General features: G+C 58.3%; 15 protein-coding genes. 8 read left to right on the plus strand and 7 right to left on the minus strand.

All coding sequences use genetic code 11. The features are described 5' to 3' along the window. The first annotated feature begins 74 nt into the window (after positions 1-74). A complete protein-coding gene (locus ACGHP5_RS07130) occupies positions 75-953 on the plus strand; it encodes an AraC family transcriptional regulator (protein ID WP_290533720.1) in 879 nt (292 codons plus the stop codon). Between the two features lie 56 nt (positions 954-1,009). Here ACGHP5_RS07130 and sppA read toward each other — a convergent pair whose 3' ends face one another. Beyond that, positions 1,010-2,776 carry a signal peptide peptidase SppA gene (gene sppA, locus ACGHP5_RS07135; RefSeq protein ID WP_390568259.1) on the minus strand — a complete coding sequence of 589 codons (1,767 nt, stop codon included), beginning with the start codon at positions 2,774-2,776 and terminating at the stop codon, positions 1,010-1,012. A gap of 254 nt (positions 2,777-3,030) precedes the next feature. On the opposite strand from sppA, the gene ACGHP5_RS07140 reads away from it, so the two are divergent. The 5 genes from ACGHP5_RS07140 (at position 3,031) to ACGHP5_RS07160 (ending at position 10,775) form a co-directional block, all read left to right on the plus strand. After that, positions 3,031-4,083, plus strand: a complete 1,053-nt coding sequence (locus tag ACGHP5_RS07140) for an Mrp/NBP35 family ATP-binding protein (RefSeq protein ID WP_290533722.1) — start codon at positions 3,031-3,033, stop codon at positions 4,081-4,083. A 388-nt stretch (positions 4,084-4,471) separates the two neighbouring features. After that, positions 4,472-5,413, plus strand: a complete 942-nt coding sequence (gene nadA, locus ACGHP5_RS07145; protein ID WP_337657718.1) for a quinolinate synthase NadA — start codon at positions 4,472-4,474, stop codon at positions 5,411-5,413. A 16-nt stretch (positions 5,414-5,429) separates the two neighbouring features. Beyond that, positions 5,430-7,526, plus strand: coding sequence for a S46 family peptidase (locus ACGHP5_RS07150; RefSeq protein WP_390568260.1), 2,097 nt, complete (start codon positions 5,430-5,432; stop codon positions 7,524-7,526). 153 nt (positions 7,527-7,679) lie between these two features. After that, positions 7,680-9,722 carry a methionine--tRNA ligase gene (metG, locus tag ACGHP5_RS07155; RefSeq protein WP_390568261.1) on the plus strand — a complete coding sequence of 681 codons (2,043 nt, stop codon included), beginning with the start codon at positions 7,680-7,682 and terminating at the stop codon, positions 9,720-9,722. A 39-nt stretch (positions 9,723-9,761) separates the two neighbouring features. Next, positions 9,762-10,775, plus strand: a complete 1,014-nt coding sequence (locus ACGHP5_RS07160) for a branched-chain amino acid aminotransferase (RefSeq protein ID WP_337773422.1) — start codon at positions 9,762-9,764, stop codon at positions 10,773-10,775. Positions 10,776-10,849: 74 nt separating this feature from the next. On the opposite strand, the gene mnmG is transcribed toward ACGHP5_RS07160, so the two are convergent. From mnmG to pheS, 6 genes are all read right to left on the minus strand, one after another. After that, positions 10,850-12,802, minus strand: coding sequence for a tRNA uridine-5-carboxymethylaminomethyl(34) synthesis enzyme MnmG (gene mnmG / locus ACGHP5_RS07165; RefSeq protein ID WP_390568262.1), 1,953 nt, complete (start codon positions 12,800-12,802; stop codon positions 10,850-10,852). Beyond that, positions 12,799-13,728: a hypothetical protein gene (locus ACGHP5_RS07170; RefSeq protein ID WP_337755775.1), complete on the minus strand. Its 930-nt coding sequence runs from the start codon at positions 13,726-13,728 to the stop codon at positions 12,799-12,801. Before ACGHP5_RS07170 ends, mnmG begins: the two co-directional genes overlap by 4 nt. 7 nt (positions 13,729-13,735) lie before the next feature. After that, positions 13,736-14,173: an rRNA maturation RNase YbeY gene (ybeY, locus tag ACGHP5_RS07175; RefSeq protein WP_290533729.1), complete on the minus strand. Its 438-nt coding sequence runs from the start codon at positions 14,171-14,173 to the stop codon at positions 13,736-13,738. A gap of 81 nt (positions 14,174-14,254) precedes the next feature. Next, on the minus strand, positions 14,255-15,376 hold the full coding sequence (locus ACGHP5_RS07180) for a murein hydrolase activator EnvC (RefSeq protein ID WP_290533730.1): 1,122 nt from the start codon (positions 15,374-15,376) through the stop codon (positions 14,255-14,257). 6 nt (positions 15,377-15,382) lie between these two features. Beyond that, positions 15,383-17,176, minus strand: coding sequence for a tetratricopeptide repeat protein (locus ACGHP5_RS07185; protein WP_290533731.1), 1,794 nt, complete (start codon positions 17,174-17,176; stop codon positions 15,383-15,385). Between the two features lie 13 nt (positions 17,177-17,189). Beyond that, the gene (gene pheS, locus ACGHP5_RS07190) at positions 17,190-18,215 is read right to left on the minus strand and encodes a phenylalanine--tRNA ligase subunit alpha (RefSeq protein WP_390568263.1); all 1,026 of its coding nucleotides are present in this window, start codon (positions 18,213-18,215) and stop codon (positions 17,190-17,192) included. Positions 18,216-18,291: 76 nt separating this feature from the next. Between pheS and ACGHP5_RS07195 the strand changes: the two genes are divergently transcribed. Continuing rightward, the gene (locus tag ACGHP5_RS07195) at positions 18,292-20,589 is read left to right on the plus strand and encodes a patatin-like phospholipase family protein (protein WP_290533733.1); all 2,298 of its coding nucleotides are present in this window, start codon (positions 18,292-18,294) and stop codon (positions 20,587-20,589) included. 283 nt (positions 20,590-20,872) lie between these two features. Further along, on the plus strand, positions 20,873-21,967 hold the full coding sequence (locus tag ACGHP5_RS07200; protein WP_290533734.1) for a glycoside hydrolase family 43 protein: 1,095 nt from the start codon (positions 20,873-20,875) through the stop codon (positions 21,965-21,967). Positions 21,968-22,058 lie beyond the last annotated feature (91 nt).

Consider the following 22,058-nt stretch of genomic DNA (forward strand, 5'->3'; position numbering starts at 1 on the left):
AAAGATCGTGTAAAGCGCAAAATATTCACCCCTATCGGGCGATTCTCTTTAAAATTAGTTATATTTGCCCGACTATGAAGCAGATTCTCGCCGACATCGCTCCTGTGGGCAGCAACAATTTATTCGTAACCCACTACTGGCCCGACAAGCAGACCGATCCTCCGCTCCACTACCACGAAGATTACATGCTCTGCCTGACGCTCCACGTACGCGGCCAGCGCATCCTGGACGATGCGGTCGAAGATTTCACCGAAAAAGACCTCGTGCTCATCAATCCCGGGACCCCGCACCGTTTCAAACGCGACGCGGCGTATGCCGACGCCAGGTGCGAAACCTCCACGGTCATGTTCAGCCGCGAGATGCCCCGCTGGCAGCTCCTCTCGCTCGAACACATGCTTCCCATCCGCGAAATGCTGCTCCGCCCCGCGGCAGGGCTGCGATTCGCCCCGAAAACGATCGACACCGTACTCGACCGGATGATATCGCTGCCCAAACTCGACGGCTTCGAGGCCGTCTCGCTCTTTTTCAGCATCCTCAACGACCTTGCCACGGCGCCGCCCGACGAGGTGCAGCAAATCGGTTCGCGCCACGACGGTTCCTACCAGGACGACCGGGTGCGCCGAATCGTCCGGTTCGTGGAGGAGGGCTATTCCCGCAAACTTTCGCTGGAGGAGGTCGGCCGTTCGGTGAACATGTCCCCGTCGTCGGTGTGCCGCTACTTCAAACGCCGCACGCACCAGAACCTGTGGGAGTACATCAACAGTTTCCGCATCAACCGGGCCGCGCAGCTTGTCGTCGAGACGCAGCTCCCCATTTCGGAAATAGGTCCCCGCTGCGGATTCACCAACGTCTCGAATTTCAACCATCTGTTCCGCGCCCATCTCGGGACCACGCCCAGCGACTACCGCCGCCGGTTCAAAACCTCGCCACTTACGCCGGAGACAACGAACTGAAAAGAGGCGCCTCCGGAGAAGGGGGCGCCTCTTTTTCACGATAGCATAGCCGCGGATCAGCGCACTTCGACCTTATAGGGCGAATACATCAGGACACCCTGCTGGTTCAGGGCCTCGCGCACGGCGTTGTACTCCTTCATCATCAGTCCCAGTTCCGAGCGGGCGAACGCCTCGCGGACACTCACGTTCAGCGACGCGATGATCGCAGCGAAGCCCGTCGGCTCCTCCTTCACTTCGACGACCCGGTAGCTGTCGCCCAGTTCCGCCTTGTCGACGGCCAGCGCAATGGCTGTTTTCAGTCCGCCGTAGGTGTCGATCAGACCGATTTCCAGCGCATCCTTACCCAGCCAGACACGGCCGCCGGCAATGTCTAACACCTTCTCGAGGGGAAGATTACGCCCCTCGGCCACATGGCCGGTGAAAGTGGAGTAAACCCGGTCGACACCGCGCATGATCATCGCCCGCTGCAGGGGCGTCAGCGGCGATGTGGCCGCGAAATCGGCCGAAGCGTTGCTCTTCACGCCGTCGACGGTGATGCCCAGCTTGTTTTTCAGGGCGTCGCGCGTATCGAGGAACATGCCGAACACGCCGATCGAACCCGTGAGGGTCATCTTGTCGGCCACGATCGCATCGGCAGGGCAGGAGATGTAGTAACCGCCGCTGGCCGCATAGGAACCCATCGACACGATGACGGGCTTCTCGGCGCGCAGCAGTTCGATCTCGCGCCAGATGACGTCCGATGCCAGCGCGCTTCCGCCGGGGGAGTTGACACGCAGCACGACGGCCTTCACCTTCTCGTCGTCACGCACGCCGGCGATCTTCGCGGCCAGCGTATTGCCGTAAATTTCCTTGCCGTAACCCTCGCCGTCGACGATCTGTCCGTCGGCATAGACTACGGCCACCTGATCGGCGGAAATGTTTTTCAGGTCGGCGCCCACCTGCGCGGCGTAGTCGCCCAGCGTGACGAAGTCGTAATCGTCGGAAACGCCCAGTTCGGCGAAGACATCCTCCATCTGGTCCTCGTAGATCAGACTGTCGACAAGTCCTTTTTCGACCGCCTCCTCGGGAAGCGCCACCTCCAGTTTGTCGGCCATTTCGTTCAGCGTCTTCAGCTCGATTCCGCGCGCCTCGGCGACGCTTTCGGCGATGATGCCCCACATCGAGCTGACGAGCTGCTGCATCTGTTCGCGGTTGGCGTCGGACATCCTGTCATAGATATAAGGTTCGACGGCGCTCTTGTATTTGCAGGCCGTGGGACGGAACACTTCGGCCTTGAGATCGAGTTTGTCCAGCAGCCCCTTGTAGAACATCAGGTTCATGGCCAATCCCGACCACTCCATCATACCCTCGGGCTGCATGTAGATTTTGTCGGCTACCGAAGCCAGGTAGTAGCCGCCCTGCGAATAGGTCTCGTTGTAGGCGACGATGAATTTGCCGCTCTGCTTGAACTCCACGAGCGCCTCGCGCAGCTCCTCCAGGATCGCCGAGCCGGTGACGCCCCCCGCACCGTTCATCCGCAGGTAGATACCCTTGATACGGTCGTCGTCCCGCGCGGCTTCGAGGGCGCGGAGCGCCTTCAGGAGCGGCAGCTGCCGCTGGGTCTGGAGCGTCATCAGATCGAGACCCGCCAGCGGATCGGACGACGGGGCGTCGGTCAGCACCTCCGAGAAGTCGATCTTCAGGATCGATTCGGGATGCACCACGACATTTTTCTCCATCGAGCCGGCGATGCCCAGCAGAATGAAAATCCATAGGAAAAACACCAGGAACGTTCCCACGACGACCGCGAGAAGCCCTGCCAGAAAAGTCTTGATAAAATTCATAGTTCGCTCTATTTTGTTGTTGTCTTCTTTTGTGCGTTGCTGCAAATATAGCGATTTTATACGAAAAACAAATAAAATTTATCGTTTTTCGATAAAATATATTGCCACACTATATATATTCTCTAAAATATACGTTATCTTTGGTGTCGTAACGACACTTTTACCTGCCGGAGCGCTTTACCGGACCGCACGCAATTCGGTTTTGAACCCGTTCCGCTTTTTAATATCTTTGCCGAAAAGAAACTGAATACGACATGGAAGAAAAAATCAAACGCCTGCTCGCATCGGTCGTTCACCCGGAAACCGGACAGGACATCGTTTCGAGCGGATTCATCGAACATACGGCGTCCGCCGAAGGGAAAGTCACCGTCGTGCTGCGCTTCGCCAAAGCACGCGACCCGTTCGCGGTGAAGATCAAGAACCAGGCCGAAACCCTTTTGCGCGAGGCGTTTCCGGGCGCGGAGGTGCTCGTCGTGATCAAGGAGGGCGGGGCGGCCCCGCGGCCCGAACCCAAGTCACAGACCACTACGGGCGGCATCGCCAGGGTGATCGCCGTGGCTTCGGGCAAGGGCGGGGTAGGCAAGTCGACCGTCACGGCCAACCTGGCCATCGCCCTGCGGAACATGGGATTCCGCGTCGGCATCCTCGACGCGGACATCTACGGGCCGTCGCAGCCCAAAATGTTCGGCGTGGAAGGGTATGTTCCCGAAGCCGTCGCCGAGAACGGGGTGGACCACATCGTCCCGGCCGAATCGATGGACGTGAAACTCATGTCCATCGGTTTCTTCATCAAACCCACCGACGCGCTGCTGTGGCGCGGCGCAATGGCCGTCAGCGCCCTCAAACAGATGATCCACCAGACCCGGTGGGGAACGCTGGACTTCCTGCTTGCAGACCTCCCTCCCGGCACGGGCGACGTGCACCTGTCGATCATCGGCGAACTGAAAATCGACGCCGCGGTAATCGTCTCGACTCCCCAGCAGATCGCCGTGGCCGACGTGGTACGGGGCGTGGAGATGTTCCGCAATGAAAACGTCAACATCCCCGTAGCGGGCATCGTCGAGAACATGGCATGGTTCACACCCGCCGAACTGCCCGAAAACCGCTATTACATCTTCGGTCGCGGCGGGGCACGCGCATACGCCGAAAAGAGCGGGGTAGAGTTCCTGGGAGAAATACCGATCATCCAGTCGATTATGGACGGAGGAGAGACGGGAACACCTGCAGCGGGGATCGATTCCCGCGTCGAGGAACGCTACCGCGATATCGCCGAAAAGATTGTCGGTAAAGTGATGAAAAACGGTTGACAACTTGTCGAAAACCGGGTTGATAACCGATGAAAAAGAATGAAAAGTAGGGGCGGAAAAATTTGCTTTTCGAAAAAGGGAACGGGTATAAAAATCTTTTCGCCGAAACCAAATTTTCTTTTCAGAAGTTGTGGCGTGGAGGAAAGCCCCGAAACCGGAATAGAATGTTTAAAACAAATAGCTGTCGATATGTCGACAACCTGTTTCAACAACTGTCGATTGTTTTTATATGTTTTTGATTTTTAATCAATTATAATTTAAAATAAGAAACAACATAAAGAAAAAGTGTTGATTGGAAAATAACACTACCACTTGTCAACAGTATCAACAGCTATTCTATTTATTCTTCTTTTATTATTTAAATTAATTAAAGGAATAAAAATAAAAAATGAACGTGGAAAACTCCTCCGAGCTCAGCCGCCGCATCGGGGATCTCAAGCGCGAGAAAAACGCCGTGATCCTGGCGCACTACTACACGACGCCCGAAGTGCAGGCCGTCGCCGATTTTCTGGGCGACTCGCTCGCCCTGTCGGTGAGGGCGCAGTCGGTCGATGCCGACATCATCCTTTTCGCCGGAGTGCACTTCATGGCCGAGACCGCCAAGGTCCTCTGCCCCGGAAAAAAGGTGCTCATCCCCTGCCCCGAGGCGGGGTGCTCGCTGGCCGAATCGTGCGACGCGAAGGAGTTCGCCGCCTTCAAGGCCGCGCATCCCGGCCACACGGTCGTCTCCTATGTGAATACCACGGTCGGCGTGAAGGCGCTGACCGACATCTGCTGCACGTCGTCCAACGCGCTGAAGGTCGTGGAGTCGATCCCCGCCGACCAGCCCGTGATCTTCGCTCCCGACCGCAACCTCGGCTCTTACATACAGAAGCTCACGGGGCGTAGGAATATGGTGCTGTGGAACGGAGCGTGCCACGTCCATGAGGAGTTTTCGCTCGAAAAGCTGCTGGCGCTCAAACGGGAACATCCGGCGGCGAAGATCGTCGTGCACCCCGAGTGCCGGGCTTATATCGTCGAAGTGGCCGACTATGTGGGTTCCACGGCGGGAATCCTCGAATACTGCGGCCGGAGCGACGCGCAGGAGTTCATCGTGGTGACCGAGGCGGGAATCCTCGCCGAGATGAAGAAGCGTTATCCGGAAAAGAGGTTCATCCCGGCGCCTCCCGACGACGAGACGTGCGGATGCAACAACTGCAAGTATATGAAGATGGTGACGCTGGAGAACATCTGCTCGTGCCTTGAGAACGAATCGCCCGAGATCGAGCTCGACGACGAGGTGCGCCGGGCGGCGGAACGGTCTATTCTCAATATGATCAATGTCAAATAATTTTTTAATACGTTTTATGAAGAAAATCTTTTTACTGCTCGCCGCGGCGTGCGTCACGCTCTCGGCGGCGGCGGACGAAGGCATGTGGATGCTGCCCTATCTCCGGAAAATGAACAGCAAGGATATGAAGGCCCGCGGGTGCAAACTCTCGGCCGAGGAGATTTACAGCATGAACAACTCTTCGCTCAAGGACGCCATCGTCATTTTCGGCGGCGGATGCACGGGGGAGATCGTCTCGCCCGACGGACTGCTGTTCACCAACCACCACTGCGGCTACGGGTCGATCCAGTCTCTCTCGTCCGTGGAGCATGACTACCTCAAGAACGGTTTCTGGGCCATGTCGCGCGCCGAGGAGCTGCCGGCTCCGGGGCTTAAGGTGCGCTTTATCCGCCGGATCGTCGACGTGACGCCGGACGTGCTGGGCGCCGTGCCCGACATCGCCGGGGGCGGGGAGCGGGAAAAGCTGGTCGCTGCACAGGTGAAGGCCGTTTCGGAACGCCTTGCCGGGGAGAATCCCGGCATGGATGTCGAGGTCAAGTCCTTCTTCGGGGGCAACCAGTATTTCGCCTTCGTGATCGAGGTCTTCACGGATGTCCGCCTGGTCGGTGCGCCCCCGACGTCGATCGGCAAGTTCGGCGGCGACACCGACAACTGGATGTGGCCGCGTCATACGGGCGATTTCTCGGTCTTTCGCGTTTATGCCGGACCGGACAACAGACCGGCGGAGTATTCGCCCGAAAACCGCCCTTACAAGGCTGAAAAGTTCCTGAAGATTTCGCTCGGCGGTTACGACGAGGGGGACTTCGCGATGATCATGGGTTTCCCGGGGTCGACGCAGCGTTACATGACCTCCTACGAGATCGACCGTCTGCTCGAAGTGGAGAACCCGCAGCGCATCTTCATCCGCGGCGAGCGGCAGGCCATTCTGAAAGAGGACATGGCCGCCAGCGACAAGGTTCGCATTCAGTACGCTTCGAAATACGCCCAGTCATCGAACTACTGGAAGAATTCGATCGGCAAGTCGCGCGGTATCCGCCGGCTCGACGTGAAGGGACGCAAGCAGGAGCAGGAGGCGGCCTTCACCGCCTGGGCGGCGAAGAACACGCTGCCTACGGAAGGCTATTCGAACGCCCTGAACCTGATCCGCGAATCGGTGGAGGAGACGGCTCCCTATTTCGCTTCGAGCCAGTATTTGAGCGAGGCGATCGGCCGCTCGGTGGAGATTCTCGCCCTGGCGCGCCTGGCCGTTTCGAAGACGGGCGGGGAGCTGACCGAGGCGCTGAAAGCGTTCTACAAGGACTACAACATGCCGACCGACCGGCGTGTGGCGAAGCGGATGTTCCGGATCGTCGGGGAAAATTGCAAGGAGCTGCCTTCGGTGTTCGCCGAGGTGATTGACAAACAGTTCGGCGGTGATACGGATGCTTATGTGGATTATCTCTACGACAATTCGGTGTTCGCCGACGAGCGGAAGGCGTTGGCTGCGGCCGAAGCCGGAACGGACGTTTCGAACGATCCCGCCGTGCTGCTGAACAAATCCTATACGGCGAAAATGCGTGAACTGGCTGCGGCGCAGCTGGCCGGGAAGCGGAAGTTCGCCGACGGGCAGCGGCTCTACATTGCGGGCCTGATGCGTATGCGGCCGAACAAAGCCTGGGCGTCGGATGCCAATTTCACGCTCCGTCTGACCTATGGGCGCGTGCTGCCCTACGATCCGGCGGACGGCATTCATTATAACTATTATACGACGCTCAAGGGCGTGATGGAGAAGGAGAACCCGCAGAATCCCACGGAGTTCACCGTTCCCGCCAAGCTCAAGGAGTTGTATGCGGCGAAGGATTTCGGACGTTACGCCAACGAACGGGGAGAGCTTCCCGTGGCATTCCTCGCCGACTGCGACATCACGGGCGGCAACTCCGGTTCCCCGGTGCTGAATGCCAAAGGGGCGCTGTTGGGACTGGCGTTCGACGGCAACTGGGAAGCCATGTCGGGCGATGTGGCGTTCGAACCCGAGTTGCAGCGGACGATTGCCGTGGACGTGCGTTACGTGCTGTTCGTCATCGACAAATTCGCCGGAGCCGGATGGCTGCTCGACGAATTGCAGTTCGAATAAAGGCCGGATTTTCCGGTGGGATAAAGAAGGCGTGCCCGGCGGGTGCGCCTCTTTTCTTCGAACCTTTCACAAAATATGCGCTTTTCGTTCCCGATTCTCTTAAAAATTAGTAATTTTGACAGAAATTAGTAATACTGTATCTATTTTACATTTATGGCAAAAGAGTTCAAACGCTACCTCGTGACATCGGCGCTCCCTTATGCGAACGGTCCGGTGCATATCGGCCACCTGGCGGGAGTTTACATACCTTCGGACATTTATACGCGATACCTGCGGCTTCGGGGACGCGACGTGATTTCAGTCTGCGGATCGGACGAACACGGCGTACCCATCACGATCAAGGCCCGCAAGGAGGGCGTGACACCCCAGCAGATCGTGGACCGTTACCATGCGCTGATCAAAAAGTCGTTCGAGGGGCTGGGCATGTCGTTCGACATCTATTCGAGGACCTCGTCCAAGACCCATGCCGAGACCGCTTCGGCCTTTTTCAGAAAACTCTACGACGAAGGCAAGTTCATCGAAAAGACCTCTTTGCAGTATTACGACGAGGAGGCGCAGACCTTTCTGGCCGACCGTTATATCGTGGGAACCTGCCCCAAATGCGGCAACGACCGCGCTTACGGCGACCAGTGCGAGAAGTGCGGCTCTACCCTTTCGCCCGACGAACTGATCGACCCGCACAGCGCCGTGTCGGGTTCCGTGCCCGTGAAGCGCGAGACGAAACACTGGTATCTTCCGTTGGATAGGTACGAAGAATTTCTGCGCGAATGGATTCTGGAGGGGCACAAGGAGTGGAAAACGAACGTCTACGGGCAGTGTAAGAGCTGGCTCGACGGAGGTCTCCAGCCGCGTGCCGTGAGCCGCGACCTCGACTGGGGCATTCCGGTTCCCGTGGAGGGCGCCGAGGGCAAGGTGCTCTATGTGTGGTTCGATGCTCCTATCGGTTATATATCTGCTACAAAGGACCTTACGCCTGATTGGGAGCGGTATTGGAAGTCGGAGGACACCAAGATGGTTCATTTTATCGGCAAAGACAACATCGTGTTCCACTGCATCGTGTTTCCGTCGATGCTCAAGGCCCACGGCGACTATATCCTGCCCGAGAACGTGCCGGCCAACGAGTTCCTGAACCTCGAAGGCGACAAGATTTCTACTTCGCGCAATTGGGCCGTGTGGCTGCACGAGTACCTCGAAGAGTTTCCCGGCAAGGAGGATGTGCTGCGTTACGTTTTGTGCGCCAACGCTCCCGAGACGAAGGATAACGACTTCACGTGGAAGGATTTTCAGGCGCGCAACAACAACGAATTGGTGGCTGTGCTGGGTAATTTCGTCAACCGCGCGCTGGTGCTGACGCAAAAGTATTACGGCGGCAAGGTTCCGGCTTGCGGGGATTTGAACGAATATGACCGAGAGACTGTTGCCGAGGTGGCAGCCGTGAAGGCTTCGCTCGAAGGAAATATCGAGAGCTACCGTTTCCGCGAGGCGCTGAAGGATGCCATGAACATCGCGCGTATCGGCAACAAATACCTGGCCGACACCGAACCGTGGAAGGTGATCAAGAGCGATCCGGCGCGTGTGGAGACGATTCTCAACATTGCTTTGCAGATCACGGCCAACACGGCCGTTGCCATCGAGCCGTTCATGCCGTTCTCCGCGGATAAGATTCTCCGGATGCTGGCTGTCGACAAATTCGGCTGGGAACGCCTCGGTGCAATGGATCTGATTCCGGCGGGGCACGCCATCGGGGAACCTGCCCTGCTGTTCGAAAAGATCGAGGACGACGTGATTCAGCGTCAGCTGGATAAACTTGCGGCGACCAAGGCGGCCAATGAAGCGGCTGAAATGTCTCAATCTATTGAACCTCAAAAAGATACGATTGAATTCGACGATTTTCAGAAGATGGATATTCGCGTTTCGACGATTCTGGCGGCGGAAAAAGTCGCTAAAACGAAGAAATTGCTGAAACTGACGGTCGACACGGGTATCGACAAACGTGAAATCGTTTCGGGAATTGCCGAGCATTTCACGCCCGAAGAGCTGGTGGGACAGCAGGTGCTTGTCCTGGTGAATCTCGCTCCGCGCGAACTGAAAGGTATTCTTTCGAACGGTATGATTTTGATGGCGGAAGACGCTTCCGGAAAGTTGCGCCTGTTGCAGCCCGGCGAGGCGACCGGCAACGGAGCCGTTGTAGGTTGATAGAGGAAATTTTCGATAAATTTTTTAAAAGCATAAGATATGGAAAATACAGATTGGAGCGCTTTGGGCTTCGACTATCGCAAAACCGATTACAATGTTCGCTACTCCTTTACCGACGGGAAATGGAGCGACATGGTGGTCACGGATGACGAGTATATCCAGATGCACATGTCGGCTTCGTGTCTGCATTACGGCATCGAACTCTTCGAGGGTCTCAAGGCTTTCCGCGGGATTGACGGAAAGGTCCGCCTTTTCCGTGTAGCCGACAATGCGCGGCGTCTCCAGTCCTCGGCAAAACGGTTGTGTTTGCCGGTTCCTTCGATTGAAATGATCGTCGATGCCTGTATCGAGGTCGTCAAGCGCAACGAGCGTTTCGTTCCTCCCTACGGCACGGGTGCTTCGCTCTACCTGCGTCCGGTGATGTTCGGAACAACGGTCGGATTGGGTGTGAAACCGGCTAAAGAAGCCTTGTTGATTGTCTACTGTTCGCCCGTCGGAGCCTATTTCAAGTCGGGCATCAAGCCGATCCGGGTTGCTATCGACCGGGAACAGGATCGCGCTGCTCCACGTGGAACAGGAGATGTGAAGGTCGGTGGCAACTATGCGGCCAGTCTGCTGTCGGGTGAAAAGGGTCATGAAATGGGATATTCGAATATCATGTACCTCGATGCTGCCGAACATAAATACATTGAGGAATGCGGTGCGGCTAATTTTTTCGGCATTAAGGATGGTAAATATATCACACCTAAATCTCCTTCGGTCTTACCGTCGATTACCAATATGAGCCTTCGCCAGATTGCACGTGATATGGGACTGACAGTCGAAGAACGCCATATTCCGGTCGAGGAACTGGATTCCTTCGAGGAGTGCGGCGCCTGCGGAACAGCGGCGGTTATCTCCCCTATCGGATATATTTACGATATGCAGACTGAAAAATCGTATAATTACGGCGAAGAGGTTGGAAAGAATTGTATGGAGCTTTATACGCGTTTGCAGGATATTCAGTACGGTCGTGCGGAAGATAAGTACGATTGGTGTACGATTGTTTTGTGATTCTTTATTTATTTGTAAAAAGGCCGCTCTAACAGAGTGGCCTTTTTAATTTGTTCCACGTGGAACATTATACCCTATCGTCCGAATTTTATGAGCAGGACGTTGACGTCGGCGGGTGAAACTCCGGGAATTCGCGATGCCTGACCGATAGTTTCGGGACGGATGCGAGAGAGTTTCTGACGGGCTTCGATCGTCAGCGCCTGCATCGAATGAAAATCGAAATTTTCCGGAATTCGAATATTTTCAAGACGCCGCAGTTTCTCTGCGATGAATTTTTCGCGTTCGATATATCCTTTATATTTGATTTGAATTTCCGCCTCTTCGATTGCTTCCGGGGATATTCCGTTTTCGTTGATGAATTTTCGCAGTTTGGGTAACGCATTTTGCAGCGAATTGAACGTGACATTGTTACGCATCAGAATGTCGTAGAGTTTCCTTCCCTGCGTCAAAGGTTCCGAATAGACTGATTTTAAATAGTCGTTAATTTCGGCTGCTTTGATGCTCTGCTCGCGGGCGAATGAAATAAGCGATTCTACAGACGTATTTTTTTTGACGAAATAGTCGTACTGTTTCTGCGAAATCAGACCTATTTTGTATCCAAGCGGAGTCAAACGGATGTCGGCATTGTCCTGCCGGAGCAGAATGCGATATTCGGCCCGGGAGGTGAACATACGGTAGGGTTCGTCGACGCCTTTTGTCACCAGGTCGTCGATCAGCACGCCGATATAGGCTTCGTCGCGTTTCAGTACGACCGGTTCCTCCCCTTTCATTGCCCGGTGGGCGTTGATACCTGCTATCAGCCCCTGTGCAGCGGCTTCCTCGTATCCCGTCGTACCGTTGACCTGCCCGGCGAAATAGAGTCCCGAAACCAGTTTCGTTTCGAGCGAATGGTGCAGTTGCGTAGGCGGAAAATAGTCGTATTCAATGGCGTATCCGGGGCGGAAAATGTGCAAATCTTCGAATCCGCGGATTTTGTGCAAGGCTTCCCACTGCACTTCCCAGGGCAGGGATGACGAAAAACCGTTCAGGTAATATTCATTGGTCGAACTGCCTTCGGGTTCCAGGAAGAGCTGGTGCTGGTCTTTGTCGGCAAAGGTACGGAGTTTATCCTCGATCGACGGGCAGTAGCGCGGACCGATGCCGCAGATCGTGCCGTTGAACAACGGCGACCTGTCGAATCCTGTACGGAGGATGTTGTGGACTTCTTTCGAAGTGTAGACCAGAAAGCAGGGAAGCTGCTCTTTGACGGGTTGCGTTTCGGGAGAAAATGAAAATTTGGCGGGGTTTTCATCGCCGTATTGCGGTTCGAGGATTTCGAAATCGATGGTCCGGGCGTCGAGTCGTGCCGGGGTTCCGGTCTTCATGCGTCCGGTTTCGAAACCGATGGTCCGGAGGCTCTCCGTAATGCCGTGCGAAGCGGCGTCCCCTGCCCTGCCGCCTTCGGCATGCGAGGAGCCGCAGTGCATCAGTCCCCCGAGGAATGTGCCGGAGGTGAGTATGACTTTCCGGCAGGAAAATTCGACGCCCATGCGCGTCCGCACCCCCGTAATACGGTGTGTGTGTGTGGTGGGCCGGGAGTTATTCTGCTTCGGGTCCTGCTCTGCGCCCGGGGTGTCCGGTTGTGCGGGGTCTGTGTTCAGGTCGAACAGCAATTCCGTCGCGGCGTCCTGCCAGATGTAGAGGTTCCAGGTGTTTTCGAGCGTGCGGCGCCACTCCTCCGAAAAGCGTGTTTTGTCGCATTGTGCCCGAGGACTCCACATCGCGGCGCCCTTCGACCGGTTGAGCATCCGAAACTGGATGGTCGTACGGTCGGTGATCCGGCCCATCTGACCGCCTAAAGCATCTATCTCTCTGACAATCTGTCCTTTAGCAACACCGCCGACTGCCGGGTTGCACGACATGGCGGCCAGTTTGGCCATGTCCATCGTGAGCAGCAGCGTGCGCGAGCCGAGCCGTGCGGCGGCCGAAGCGGCTTCGCATCCGGCATGTCCTCCGCCGATGACGATAATGTCGTAATCGAGTGTCATTCGTTATTCGTTTTGTCTGTTTTCGAATCTGCTTCCCGGAGCGGAGCGGCTCCGGAAATCAGCGCTCCGAAGTCTATTTCGTCCCACTCCACTTCGTCGTCGGGCAGTTCCAGGGAATAGAAGTCGACCATATCCATTCCGATTCCCGTTTCGAAGGGAACATAGAGCGATTGGAACTGCTCTGTTTTCCGGTCATTGCTGAAGGCGAATACGGCCGTCCTTCGCACGGAGTCCACGAGGTATATATCTACTTGATCGATACCGTCATATCCGGCCGTTGTCCGGAGGCGGTAGTGCATCGGCGCGATGCGTTCCGCCGCGCTGATGCGCGAAGGCCACGGACCGTCCATCGTCTGGCGGACAAAAAGCGAATCCGAAATCCACACCGGATAGGGATTGAAATCGTTTACATAGCAGTTCCCCCGGAAAGAGCGGACCGGCGTCCAGCTGTGCGGCAGCCCTTCCAGCGCCATGTGACGCAGAAGCGGCCCGGGATGGCGTTTTTTGAGCATGTGCAGCATGTCGGTGAAATCCTTCCATTGAGTCTCGTTCTGCGGCGAGAGGCTTGCGAAATTGGGAATATCGTTCGGCTGCGGACCTTTCCGGATAAAGACCTTATAGCGGTTCGTGTCGCTGCCGAGAGGGTACTCGTGGACGAAGAGGAACGTCGTGTCGTTTTCCACGAAGGGACCCCGCCGTTCGGTGCTCCCGTCGCGGCCGGTCCGGGTACGGGATGCGGCGTGCGGGGACTTCTCCCCTGCCGCCATCTCCTTCCCTGCCGGTTCCGGTGTGGAAACGGCGGCTTCGGGCGTGCCTTTGCCGGCAGTTTTGTCTGCGGCGTTTCCGGCCGTGCGGCGGCCCGTACAGCAGGTGGCCAGCAGAAGAGCCGCGAGAACGGCCGCAGCGGTAAATAGGGAGCGTTTCATGTCGCGGTCAGTGTTGGGGGTATTCCCAGAATTTCAGGTATTTGTCCTCCTTGCGGTGCATCTGCGCATTGGTGCGGGGCGTTTTGTCGCCCTGCCCGCAGAGGTGCAGCACCCCGTGGACCACTACCCTGCGCATCTCCTGCAAGGTTGTCGCGCCGTATCGGCGGCTGTTGTCGGCAACGGTCTCGACGTCGATGAAGATGTCGCCCGAGACGATCCGTGCGCCCTTGCGGTCGCTGTAATCGAACGTGATGACGTCGGTGAAGTAGTCGTGTCCGAGGTATTGGCGGTTCATCTCCAGCAGCCGCTGTGCCGAACAGAAGATGTAGGTGACGTCGCCCAGCGCGTAGCCCTCCCCTGCGGCCACTTCGTGCAGCCATTGTGCCGTGAGGCGCTTTTGCGGGAGGCGGTAGGTGCAATCGTCGGTAAAGTATCTGACAGCCATTTTTTCGTTGTTGTTATGTCGTGTCCGTACCGGGGCGGACGACGTGCCGGCCACCGCACGGAACCGCAGGAAACATCGGTTTTATTTTCGGAAACACTCCTCCGCCCGCATCTTCTGCCCGGGATTGGGCGGGTAGATGCCGAAGACGAGTTTGTATTCGGTTTCCATCGTCATGACGTTGACCGCCGAGCCGATGGTTCCGAGTTGTGCGTTTCTTGCCACTTTCTGGCCCTTCTCGACGCAGATCGTCCCCATGTTGGCATAGGAGGTTATGTATTCGCCGTGAGCGACGTAAACGTCGTATTTGCTGGTAATGCGGTTGCGCTTCACGTCGACGACCTTGCCGTCGTAGATCGAGATGACGTGCGCTCCCTTCGGACCGGTGATCTCGGCCATGTTCTCCTTGTAGCGCTTCACGCGCCCGGCCGTCACCGGAAGGCGCAGTCCGGAGGTTTTCGCCGAGAACGAAGCGCCTTCGGTGTTGCCTTTGGTCAGCTTGCGCAGTTCGCCGATGGCCACGTCCAGCTGCTGTTCCTGTGCGACTTTGCGCTGCAGGGCCGTCTTCTCCTTCTGCGACATCGACCGGATGCTGGCTTTGGCGTTGCGGGCGTCGCGCTGGAGTTTCTCGCGCTGCGCCGAGAGGCTGCGCGTCACCGAGTCGAGCGACTGCTTGCGGCGGTCGAGCGCCTCCTTTTCGGTGCGGACCTCGGCGGTCAGCGCCTCGATGTCGCGCAGTTTGCGTTCGCGCAGCGAGGCGACCTCGCGCAGGGCGGTGATCTTGCGCGCCACGTCCGTGAAGTCGCGCGAGGAGAAGATATAGGTCAGGTAGTTGTTGTGCTTGTAGTTGCGGTAGGCTTCACGCACCATTTCGCCGTACTGCGCACGGTCGCGTTCGAGCGTCGCCGAGAGGTTTCCGGCCACGCTGTCCGTGCGGGCGATCTCCTCACGCAGGAGGCGCGCCTGCTTCTCGGTCTCGTCGAGCAGCTGGTTGCGCGAGTCGATCTGGCGGGCCAGGCGGCGTACCCGTTCCTCGGTGGCCGTACGGCCCTTCTGGATCTTCGAAATCTCCTGCTCCTCGGTGGCGATCCGCTTTTCGAGGGCCGCGATGACCCGTTTCTGCTCCTCGATGCGGCGGTCGGTCTGTGCGGCGGCGGCGAGGGTGAAGAGCAGGAACGCGAGGGTCAGGATGCGGAGCGGTCTCATGGCGGGTTATTCTTTGGGTTCGGGCTTTTTGACGGCAGGCTGTTTCAGCCGCTGTTCGATCTGCCCGGCGTCGTAGCCCTTTTCGAGCGCCCTCCGCCAGTAGATTTCCGCCATGAACTGCTCGCCCAGGAGGTGCAGGATGTCACCGTAATGGACCATCAGTTCAGGGCTTTTCTGCCCGTCGAGCGCCACGGCCTTCTGCAGGATCTTCTTGGCTTCGTCCGTGCGTCCCAATTTGAAAAGTACCCAGCCGTGGGTGTCGAGGTAGGTCGGGTTGTTGTCGGTGAGCGCCACGACGCGGCTCGACATGGTCAGCGCGCGTTCCAGGTCGCGTTCTTCGAGCGATAGAAAATAGGCGTAGTTGTTGAGCACCACGGGGTTGTCCTTCCAGTATCCCAGGCTGCGTTCGTAGGCCTTGTAGCACTCTTTCATCTCCTTGCGGTAAGAACCTCCGGCGGTCTGCGCCGCGCGGCCTTCGTCCCACTCGGGGGTCCCGGCGATGGCCTTCTGGTGCCAGGCGTCGCCGATCATGCCCCAGATGACGCCTTTCAGCGAATCGGTGTCGGCGAAGCGCAGCGACTCACGGTAGGCTCTGACCGCCTTGTCGTACTGCTTGGCATAGCTCATCACGTGCCCTTTGGAGATGTGGAAGTCGATCTTCGCGGGAAAAAGCTCCAGGGCGCGCGTGACGTACTTGTCGACCGAGTCGGGGTGCTGGAGGTAACTCTCGATGTCGATCACCGCCCGGAAATAGTCCTCCACGGGAGGCTGGTCGGCGAGGTGGTTCTTGTAGAGCGCGAGGGCCTGCTCCAGTTCGCCCGAAGCGATCAGGTGGCCGGCGTAAAGTTCCACGACGCGCTTGTCGTCGGGATAGCGGATGGCCAGCGTCGAGGCCAGGTCGTTCAGCTGGAAATAGTATTCGCGGTAGAAGCGCGTGTCGGAGGTGAACTGTCCGAAGCGTTTGATCTTGGTTTCGAGCGGCAGTTCGTCGGATTGGAACAACTGCCGCGTGACGGCCAGCAGCGCCCGGTAGTCCTGCCGTCCGGCGTGAAAATCGGCCAGCGCCATCAGCGTCTGCACGTTCGTGGAGTCGATCTGCAACGCACGGTCGTATTCGGCACGGGCCAGCGAATCCTTCTTGGCGATGGCGTAGAGGTCGCCGAGGACCACGTGGTGCTGTGCCTCGTAGGGTGCGGCTTCGACCATTGCCCGGGCTTCGACCACGGCTTTGTCGATCTGGTTCGTCGCCACCAGCAGGCGCCGTTTCATGGCGCTCAGCAGGGGGATGCGTCCGAAGCGCAGTTCGGCCGAGTCGAGCGTCACGAGAGCCATGACGGGGCTTTGCTTCTGCTCGTAGAGGGCTGCCAGGATGCGGTAGTTGTCGGGGTCCTTCGGGTTCTCCGTCTGCAGGCGGCGGTAGACCTTCAGCGCCTCGTCGTAACGCCCGGCGTAGATGAGCGCCTGTCCGTAGAACTGGTGATACCACTTGTTCGTCGTGTCGAGACGGAAGGCCTTCCGGGCCAGTTCCACGGCCTCGTCGGGCGTGGCGTACATCCCGTTCGCCGCGAGTTCGTAGTAGGCCGGGGCATAGGTCGAGTCGCTGCGGATCGCTTCGAGGAACAGCTCCCTGGCGCGCACCGAGTCGCCGGCGATGGTGTTCTGCTTGATGCCCTCGGTGTAGAGCCATACGCTGCGCAGCGAATCGGGGTATTCGGGCACTGCCGAGGGTCCCTTTCCCGTGACGAATGCCGCGGAGAAGAGCAGGAGGCAGAGGACCGTTGTCGCTGTGAGGCGTTTCATGGGCATCGGGGGTTTAGAGCGCTTCGTCGAACTGGTGGAGGAACCGCACGTCGTTTTCGAAATAGAGACGCAGGTCCTTCACGCCGTATTTGAGCATGGCGATGCGCTCAATACCCATGCCGAAGGCGAATCCGGAATATTTTTCGGGATCGATATTATTGGCTTTCAGTACGTTCGGGTCCACCATGCCGCAGCCCATGATCTCCAGCCAGCCCGTGCCCTTGCAGACCGGGCAGCCCTTGCCGCCGCAGAGATTGCACGACACGTCGACCTCGGCCGAAGGCTCGGTGAAGGGGAAATAGGACGGGCGCATGCGGATCACGGCCTGCTCGCCGAAGACCTCCTTGGCGAAGTAGAGCAGCGACTGCTTCATGTCGGCGAACGAGACGCCTTCGTCGATATAAAGCCCTTCGATCTGGTGGAAGATGCAGTGCGCGCGGTACGAAATGGCCTCGTTGCGGAACACGCGGCCCGGGCAGATGACGCGGATGGGCGGTTTCTGGCGCTCCATCGTGCGGACCTGGATCGACGAGGTGTGCGTGCGCAGCAGGATGTCGGGGTCCTTCTCGATGAAGAACGTGTCCTGCATGTCGCGTGCCGGGTGCTCGGGCGGGAAGTTCAGGGCCGAGAACACATGCCAGTCGTCCTCGATCTCGGGTCCGTCGGCCACGGTGTAGCCCAGCCGCGAAAAGACCTCGACGATCTGGTTTTTCACCAGCGAGATCGGGTGGCGCGAACCGAGGTGTTCGGCCGTGCCGGGGCGCGTCAGGTCGCCCGACGACGAGGCTTCGTCGGCCGTGGCGTTCTGCAACTGCTCGCGCAGCGCGTTGATGCGCTCCGTGGCCTCGTTTTTGAGGCGGTTCAACTGCTGGCCCAGTTCGCGTTTCAGTTCGGGGGCTACCGTCTTGAACTCCTCCATCAGGGCGGTCAACTCGCCTTTCTTGCCGAGGATCCGGATGCGGAACTCCTCGATTTCGGCGGCGGCTTTCGGCTTAAACTCCTCGACACGTCGCAGGAGTTCGTTGATTTTGTCAGTCATATTTTGATCGTGTTTCTTTTTTGTCTACTTTTGAACGACATCGTAGTAACGTGCAAAGTTATAAAAAAATTGAGATATGTTGCGTAAAATCGGCTCATTTGTCGGGATGCTGCTGTTGGCAGCGCTCCCTGCCGCGGCCCAGAAGGTAGGGGTCGTGATGAGCGGCGGCGGCGCGAAGGGGCTTTACCACATCGGCGTCCTGGAGGCGCTCGAAGAGAACGGCGTGCCGATCGACTATGTGGCCGGAACCTCGATGGGTTCGATCATCGCCGCAATGTACGCCGCTGGATATTCCCCGGCCGAGATGCGTGCGATCGTCGACTCGGGTGTGGTCAAGGAGTGGGTCTCGGGGCGCATCGACCCCAACAAATACATGGCCTATTACCGGCAGGTGGGGAGCAATCCCGCGTTTTTGAGCCTGCGCATCGATGTCGAGAGCCCCTCCGGGAAACGGTTGCGCGTGCCCCGGAACCTGATCTCCTCGACACAGATCGACATGGCCCTCACGGAGCTGTTCGCCCCGGCGACGGCCGCCGCGGACGGCGATTTCGACCGCCTGATGGTTCCCTTCCTCTGCGTGGCCAGCGACCTGAACCACCGCGGACCGGTGGTGATGCGCGAGGGGGATTTGAGCGAGGCGGTCCGCTCGTCGATGTCCATTCCGCTGGTGTTCAAGCCGATGGTGAAGGACTCGATGCTGTTGTACGACGGCGGTATCTACGACAACTTTCCGTGGAAACCCCTCGACGCCGATTTCCGGCCCGATCTGATCGTCGGCTCGATCTGCACCGAAGGCAACACCCCGCCCAGCGAGGACAGCAACATCATGGACCAGGCCTTCATGCTGGCCATGCACGATACCGACTACACGCTGCCCGAGGAGCGCAGCGTCACGATCCGCCGCGCCGTGGGGGTCAACATGCTCGACTTCGACCAGGCCGGCGCCATCATGGATATGGGTTACGAGGATGCCATGGCGGCCATGCCGCAACTGTTGGAGAAGGTCGCCGAACGCCGCGACTCGGCCTACTACGCCGGACGCCGCGAGGCGTTCCGTGCCAAGTGTCCGCCGCTGGTCTTCGACGACTACAAACTCGAAGGGCTGAAGCGCGCCCAGCGGGAGTATATCCGCGATTTCGTGCAGGTCGACCGCCGTACGCCGGGCATCCAGCGGCCGATGGGCTTCACCGAACTGCGGGACAACATCTTCGAGGTGCTTGCCGGCGGCGATTTCACGATGGACTTTCCCTCCGTGCGTTACGATTCGGTCCGGGAACGTTATTCGTTCGAGGCCAAGTTCGGCACGCGCCCCAATTTCAAGATCACCTTCGGGGGAAACATCTCCTCGACGGCCTTCAACCAGGCCTATATCGGCATCAATTACAAGACCATCGGCCGCGTCGCGCAGCAGTTGGGCGCAGACCTCTACCTGGGACCCATCTACACGTGGGGAGCGATCGGAGGCCGGACGGATTTCTACGCGTGGAAGCCGATATTCCTCGATTACTCCTACAATTTCGCGGTCCGGAATTTCCGCCACGGCTATTTCGGCAACGTCACCCGGGTCCGCAACGCCCAGCAGGTCAAGAACAGCGAGAGTTTCTTCTCGGCGGGCGCCGGCGTGCCGCTGACCCACCGCAGCGTCTTCACTCTGCGTCTCAACGCCGGGCACGTCAACTACCGCTACGATTCGGACGTGTTGTTCGCCGACGACACCGACCACTCGCGCTTCTCATTTTTCGGCATCCGGGCCGGACTGGCGCGCAACACGCTCGACAAGTTCCTCTATCCCCGCCGCGGCTCCGAACTGCACCTCTCGGCCATCTATGTCGGAGGACGCGACAAATACCAGCCCTACGACGCGGACCGGTTCGTCGTGCGCAGGACCCGCCAGTGGGTCGGGGCGCGTTTCACGTGGGACAAGTTCTTCGACATGCCAGGTTGCAGATGGTTTTCGCTGGGACTCAACGTCGATGCCGTGTGGACCAACCACCCGCAGTTCCGGACCGAATCCGCGACGCTGATGTCGATGCCCGATTATGCGCCCGTGCCGCATGCCCGGATGGTCTACATGCCCGATTTCCGGGGCAAGCGCTTCGCGGCGTGGGGCCTGATGCCGACCTTCGACCTGCTGCCCAACTGCTTCTTCCGGACGGGATTCTACACCATGTTCCGCGAAAAACGGGACTTCAACCCCCTGGGGAATGCAGACGAACGCTGGCATTATATCGCCGAGGCGTCGCTGGTCTACCACACGCCGATCGGTCCCGTGAGCCTCGCGCTGACGAAATACGACCTGAAAAACTGGCGCAACATGTACCTGACCTTCAATTTCGGGTATGCGATTTTCGCCCCGAAAGGAACGTTCTACTGATCGCGGGGCCGATCCTGCCTTCCCCTGTAAAGATGACGCCCGGATGCAAGTGCCGCATCCGGGCGCCGTTTATTCGGCGGTCAAAGCCGGTGAGTATCCGGGGTCGGTCTCCATCCGGCAGCCGCAGCAAAATGGAAAAATATTTCCAGAATGTATAACTCTTTGATCAATTGCAGCCGGACGGGTGGCGGGCATGGCTGAAAATCGGATAAAACGAATAATTTTGTCGGGTGTGTGCCAAATGGCATTTTACGACGGATTCAAACTGTTCAAAATAACCCGTATGAAAAAACTGCTTATCTTCTTCCTGCCGGCGATCCTGCTCGGATGCGACTCGCCTGCCTATCGTAATCCGCTCGACGTAGCGTTCGGCGACCCGTTCGTCCTCCACGCCGCCGACGGAAAATTCTATATGTACGGAACGAGCGGCGACATCAAAGGTTTTCGTGTCTGCGTCTCGGATGACCTCGTTACCTGGCAAAAGGGCGATGTCGTCTACGACGGCAATGCCTCGGCCTGGGGAACGGACTGTTTCTGGGCCCCCGAAGTGTACGAACGCGACGGGCGGTATTACCTGTTTTTCAGCGCCAACTGGCGGCATAACCCGAACGGCGACCTCGAAACGTTCCGCATCGGGGTGGCGGTCGCCGATTCGCCGTCGGGACCCTTTTCCGACCTGTATGACCGTCCGGTGTTCGATCCCGGCTATCCGGTGATCGACGCCAACGTATTGTGGGACGATGACGGCCGGGTATATCTCTATTATTCGCGCTGCTGTTACAAGCATCCCGTCGAAAGCGAACTTTCGGCATGGGCGCGCGACAAGGGGCTTTTCGACGAGATCGAGGAGAGCTGGGTATACGGTGTGGAGATGAAGCCCGATTTCAGCGGTGTCATCGGCGAGCCGGTCGCGCTGCTGACGCCCCCGCAGTCTGCCTCCGATCCGCAAACCGAGTGGGAAAGCCGTTCGGTTACCGCCGGAGAGGTCAACCGGCGCTGGACCGAAGGGTCGTACGCCTTCAAGGAAAACGGGACGTATTACATGATGTATTCCGCCAACTTCTACGGCGGGCAGTATTATGCGGTGGGCTATGCTACGGCCGACTCGCCGCTGGGTCCCTTCGTGAAATCGTCGGACAATCCGGTCCTCGAAAAGAATGCGGACAAGGGCGGCGAAGTCACGGGAACCGGGCACAATATGGTGCTGAAGCTTCCCGGCGGAGGGATGTACTGCGTCTACCACGGCCGGACGGCCCCGACGGGCGATGCGCGCATGGTCTTCATCGACCCGATGGAGGTAACCGGGGACGGTCGTCTGAAGGTCTTCGGCCCGACCACCTCGCCCCAGCCCGTGCCCGTGTGGACAAAGGGTCTGTGAGGGGAGGAAGGTCTTTCTGCGAATCGGCGGATAAGTCCCGTTTTCCGGGCGGCTGCGGCCTGATACGGACAGAGCTGTAACTTTTCGGGTT

The sequence above is a fragment of the Alistipes sp. i18-0019-D1 genome (assembly GCF_042852885.1).
Classification (GTDB): domain Bacteria; phylum Bacteroidota; class Bacteroidia; order Bacteroidales; family Rikenellaceae; genus Alistipes.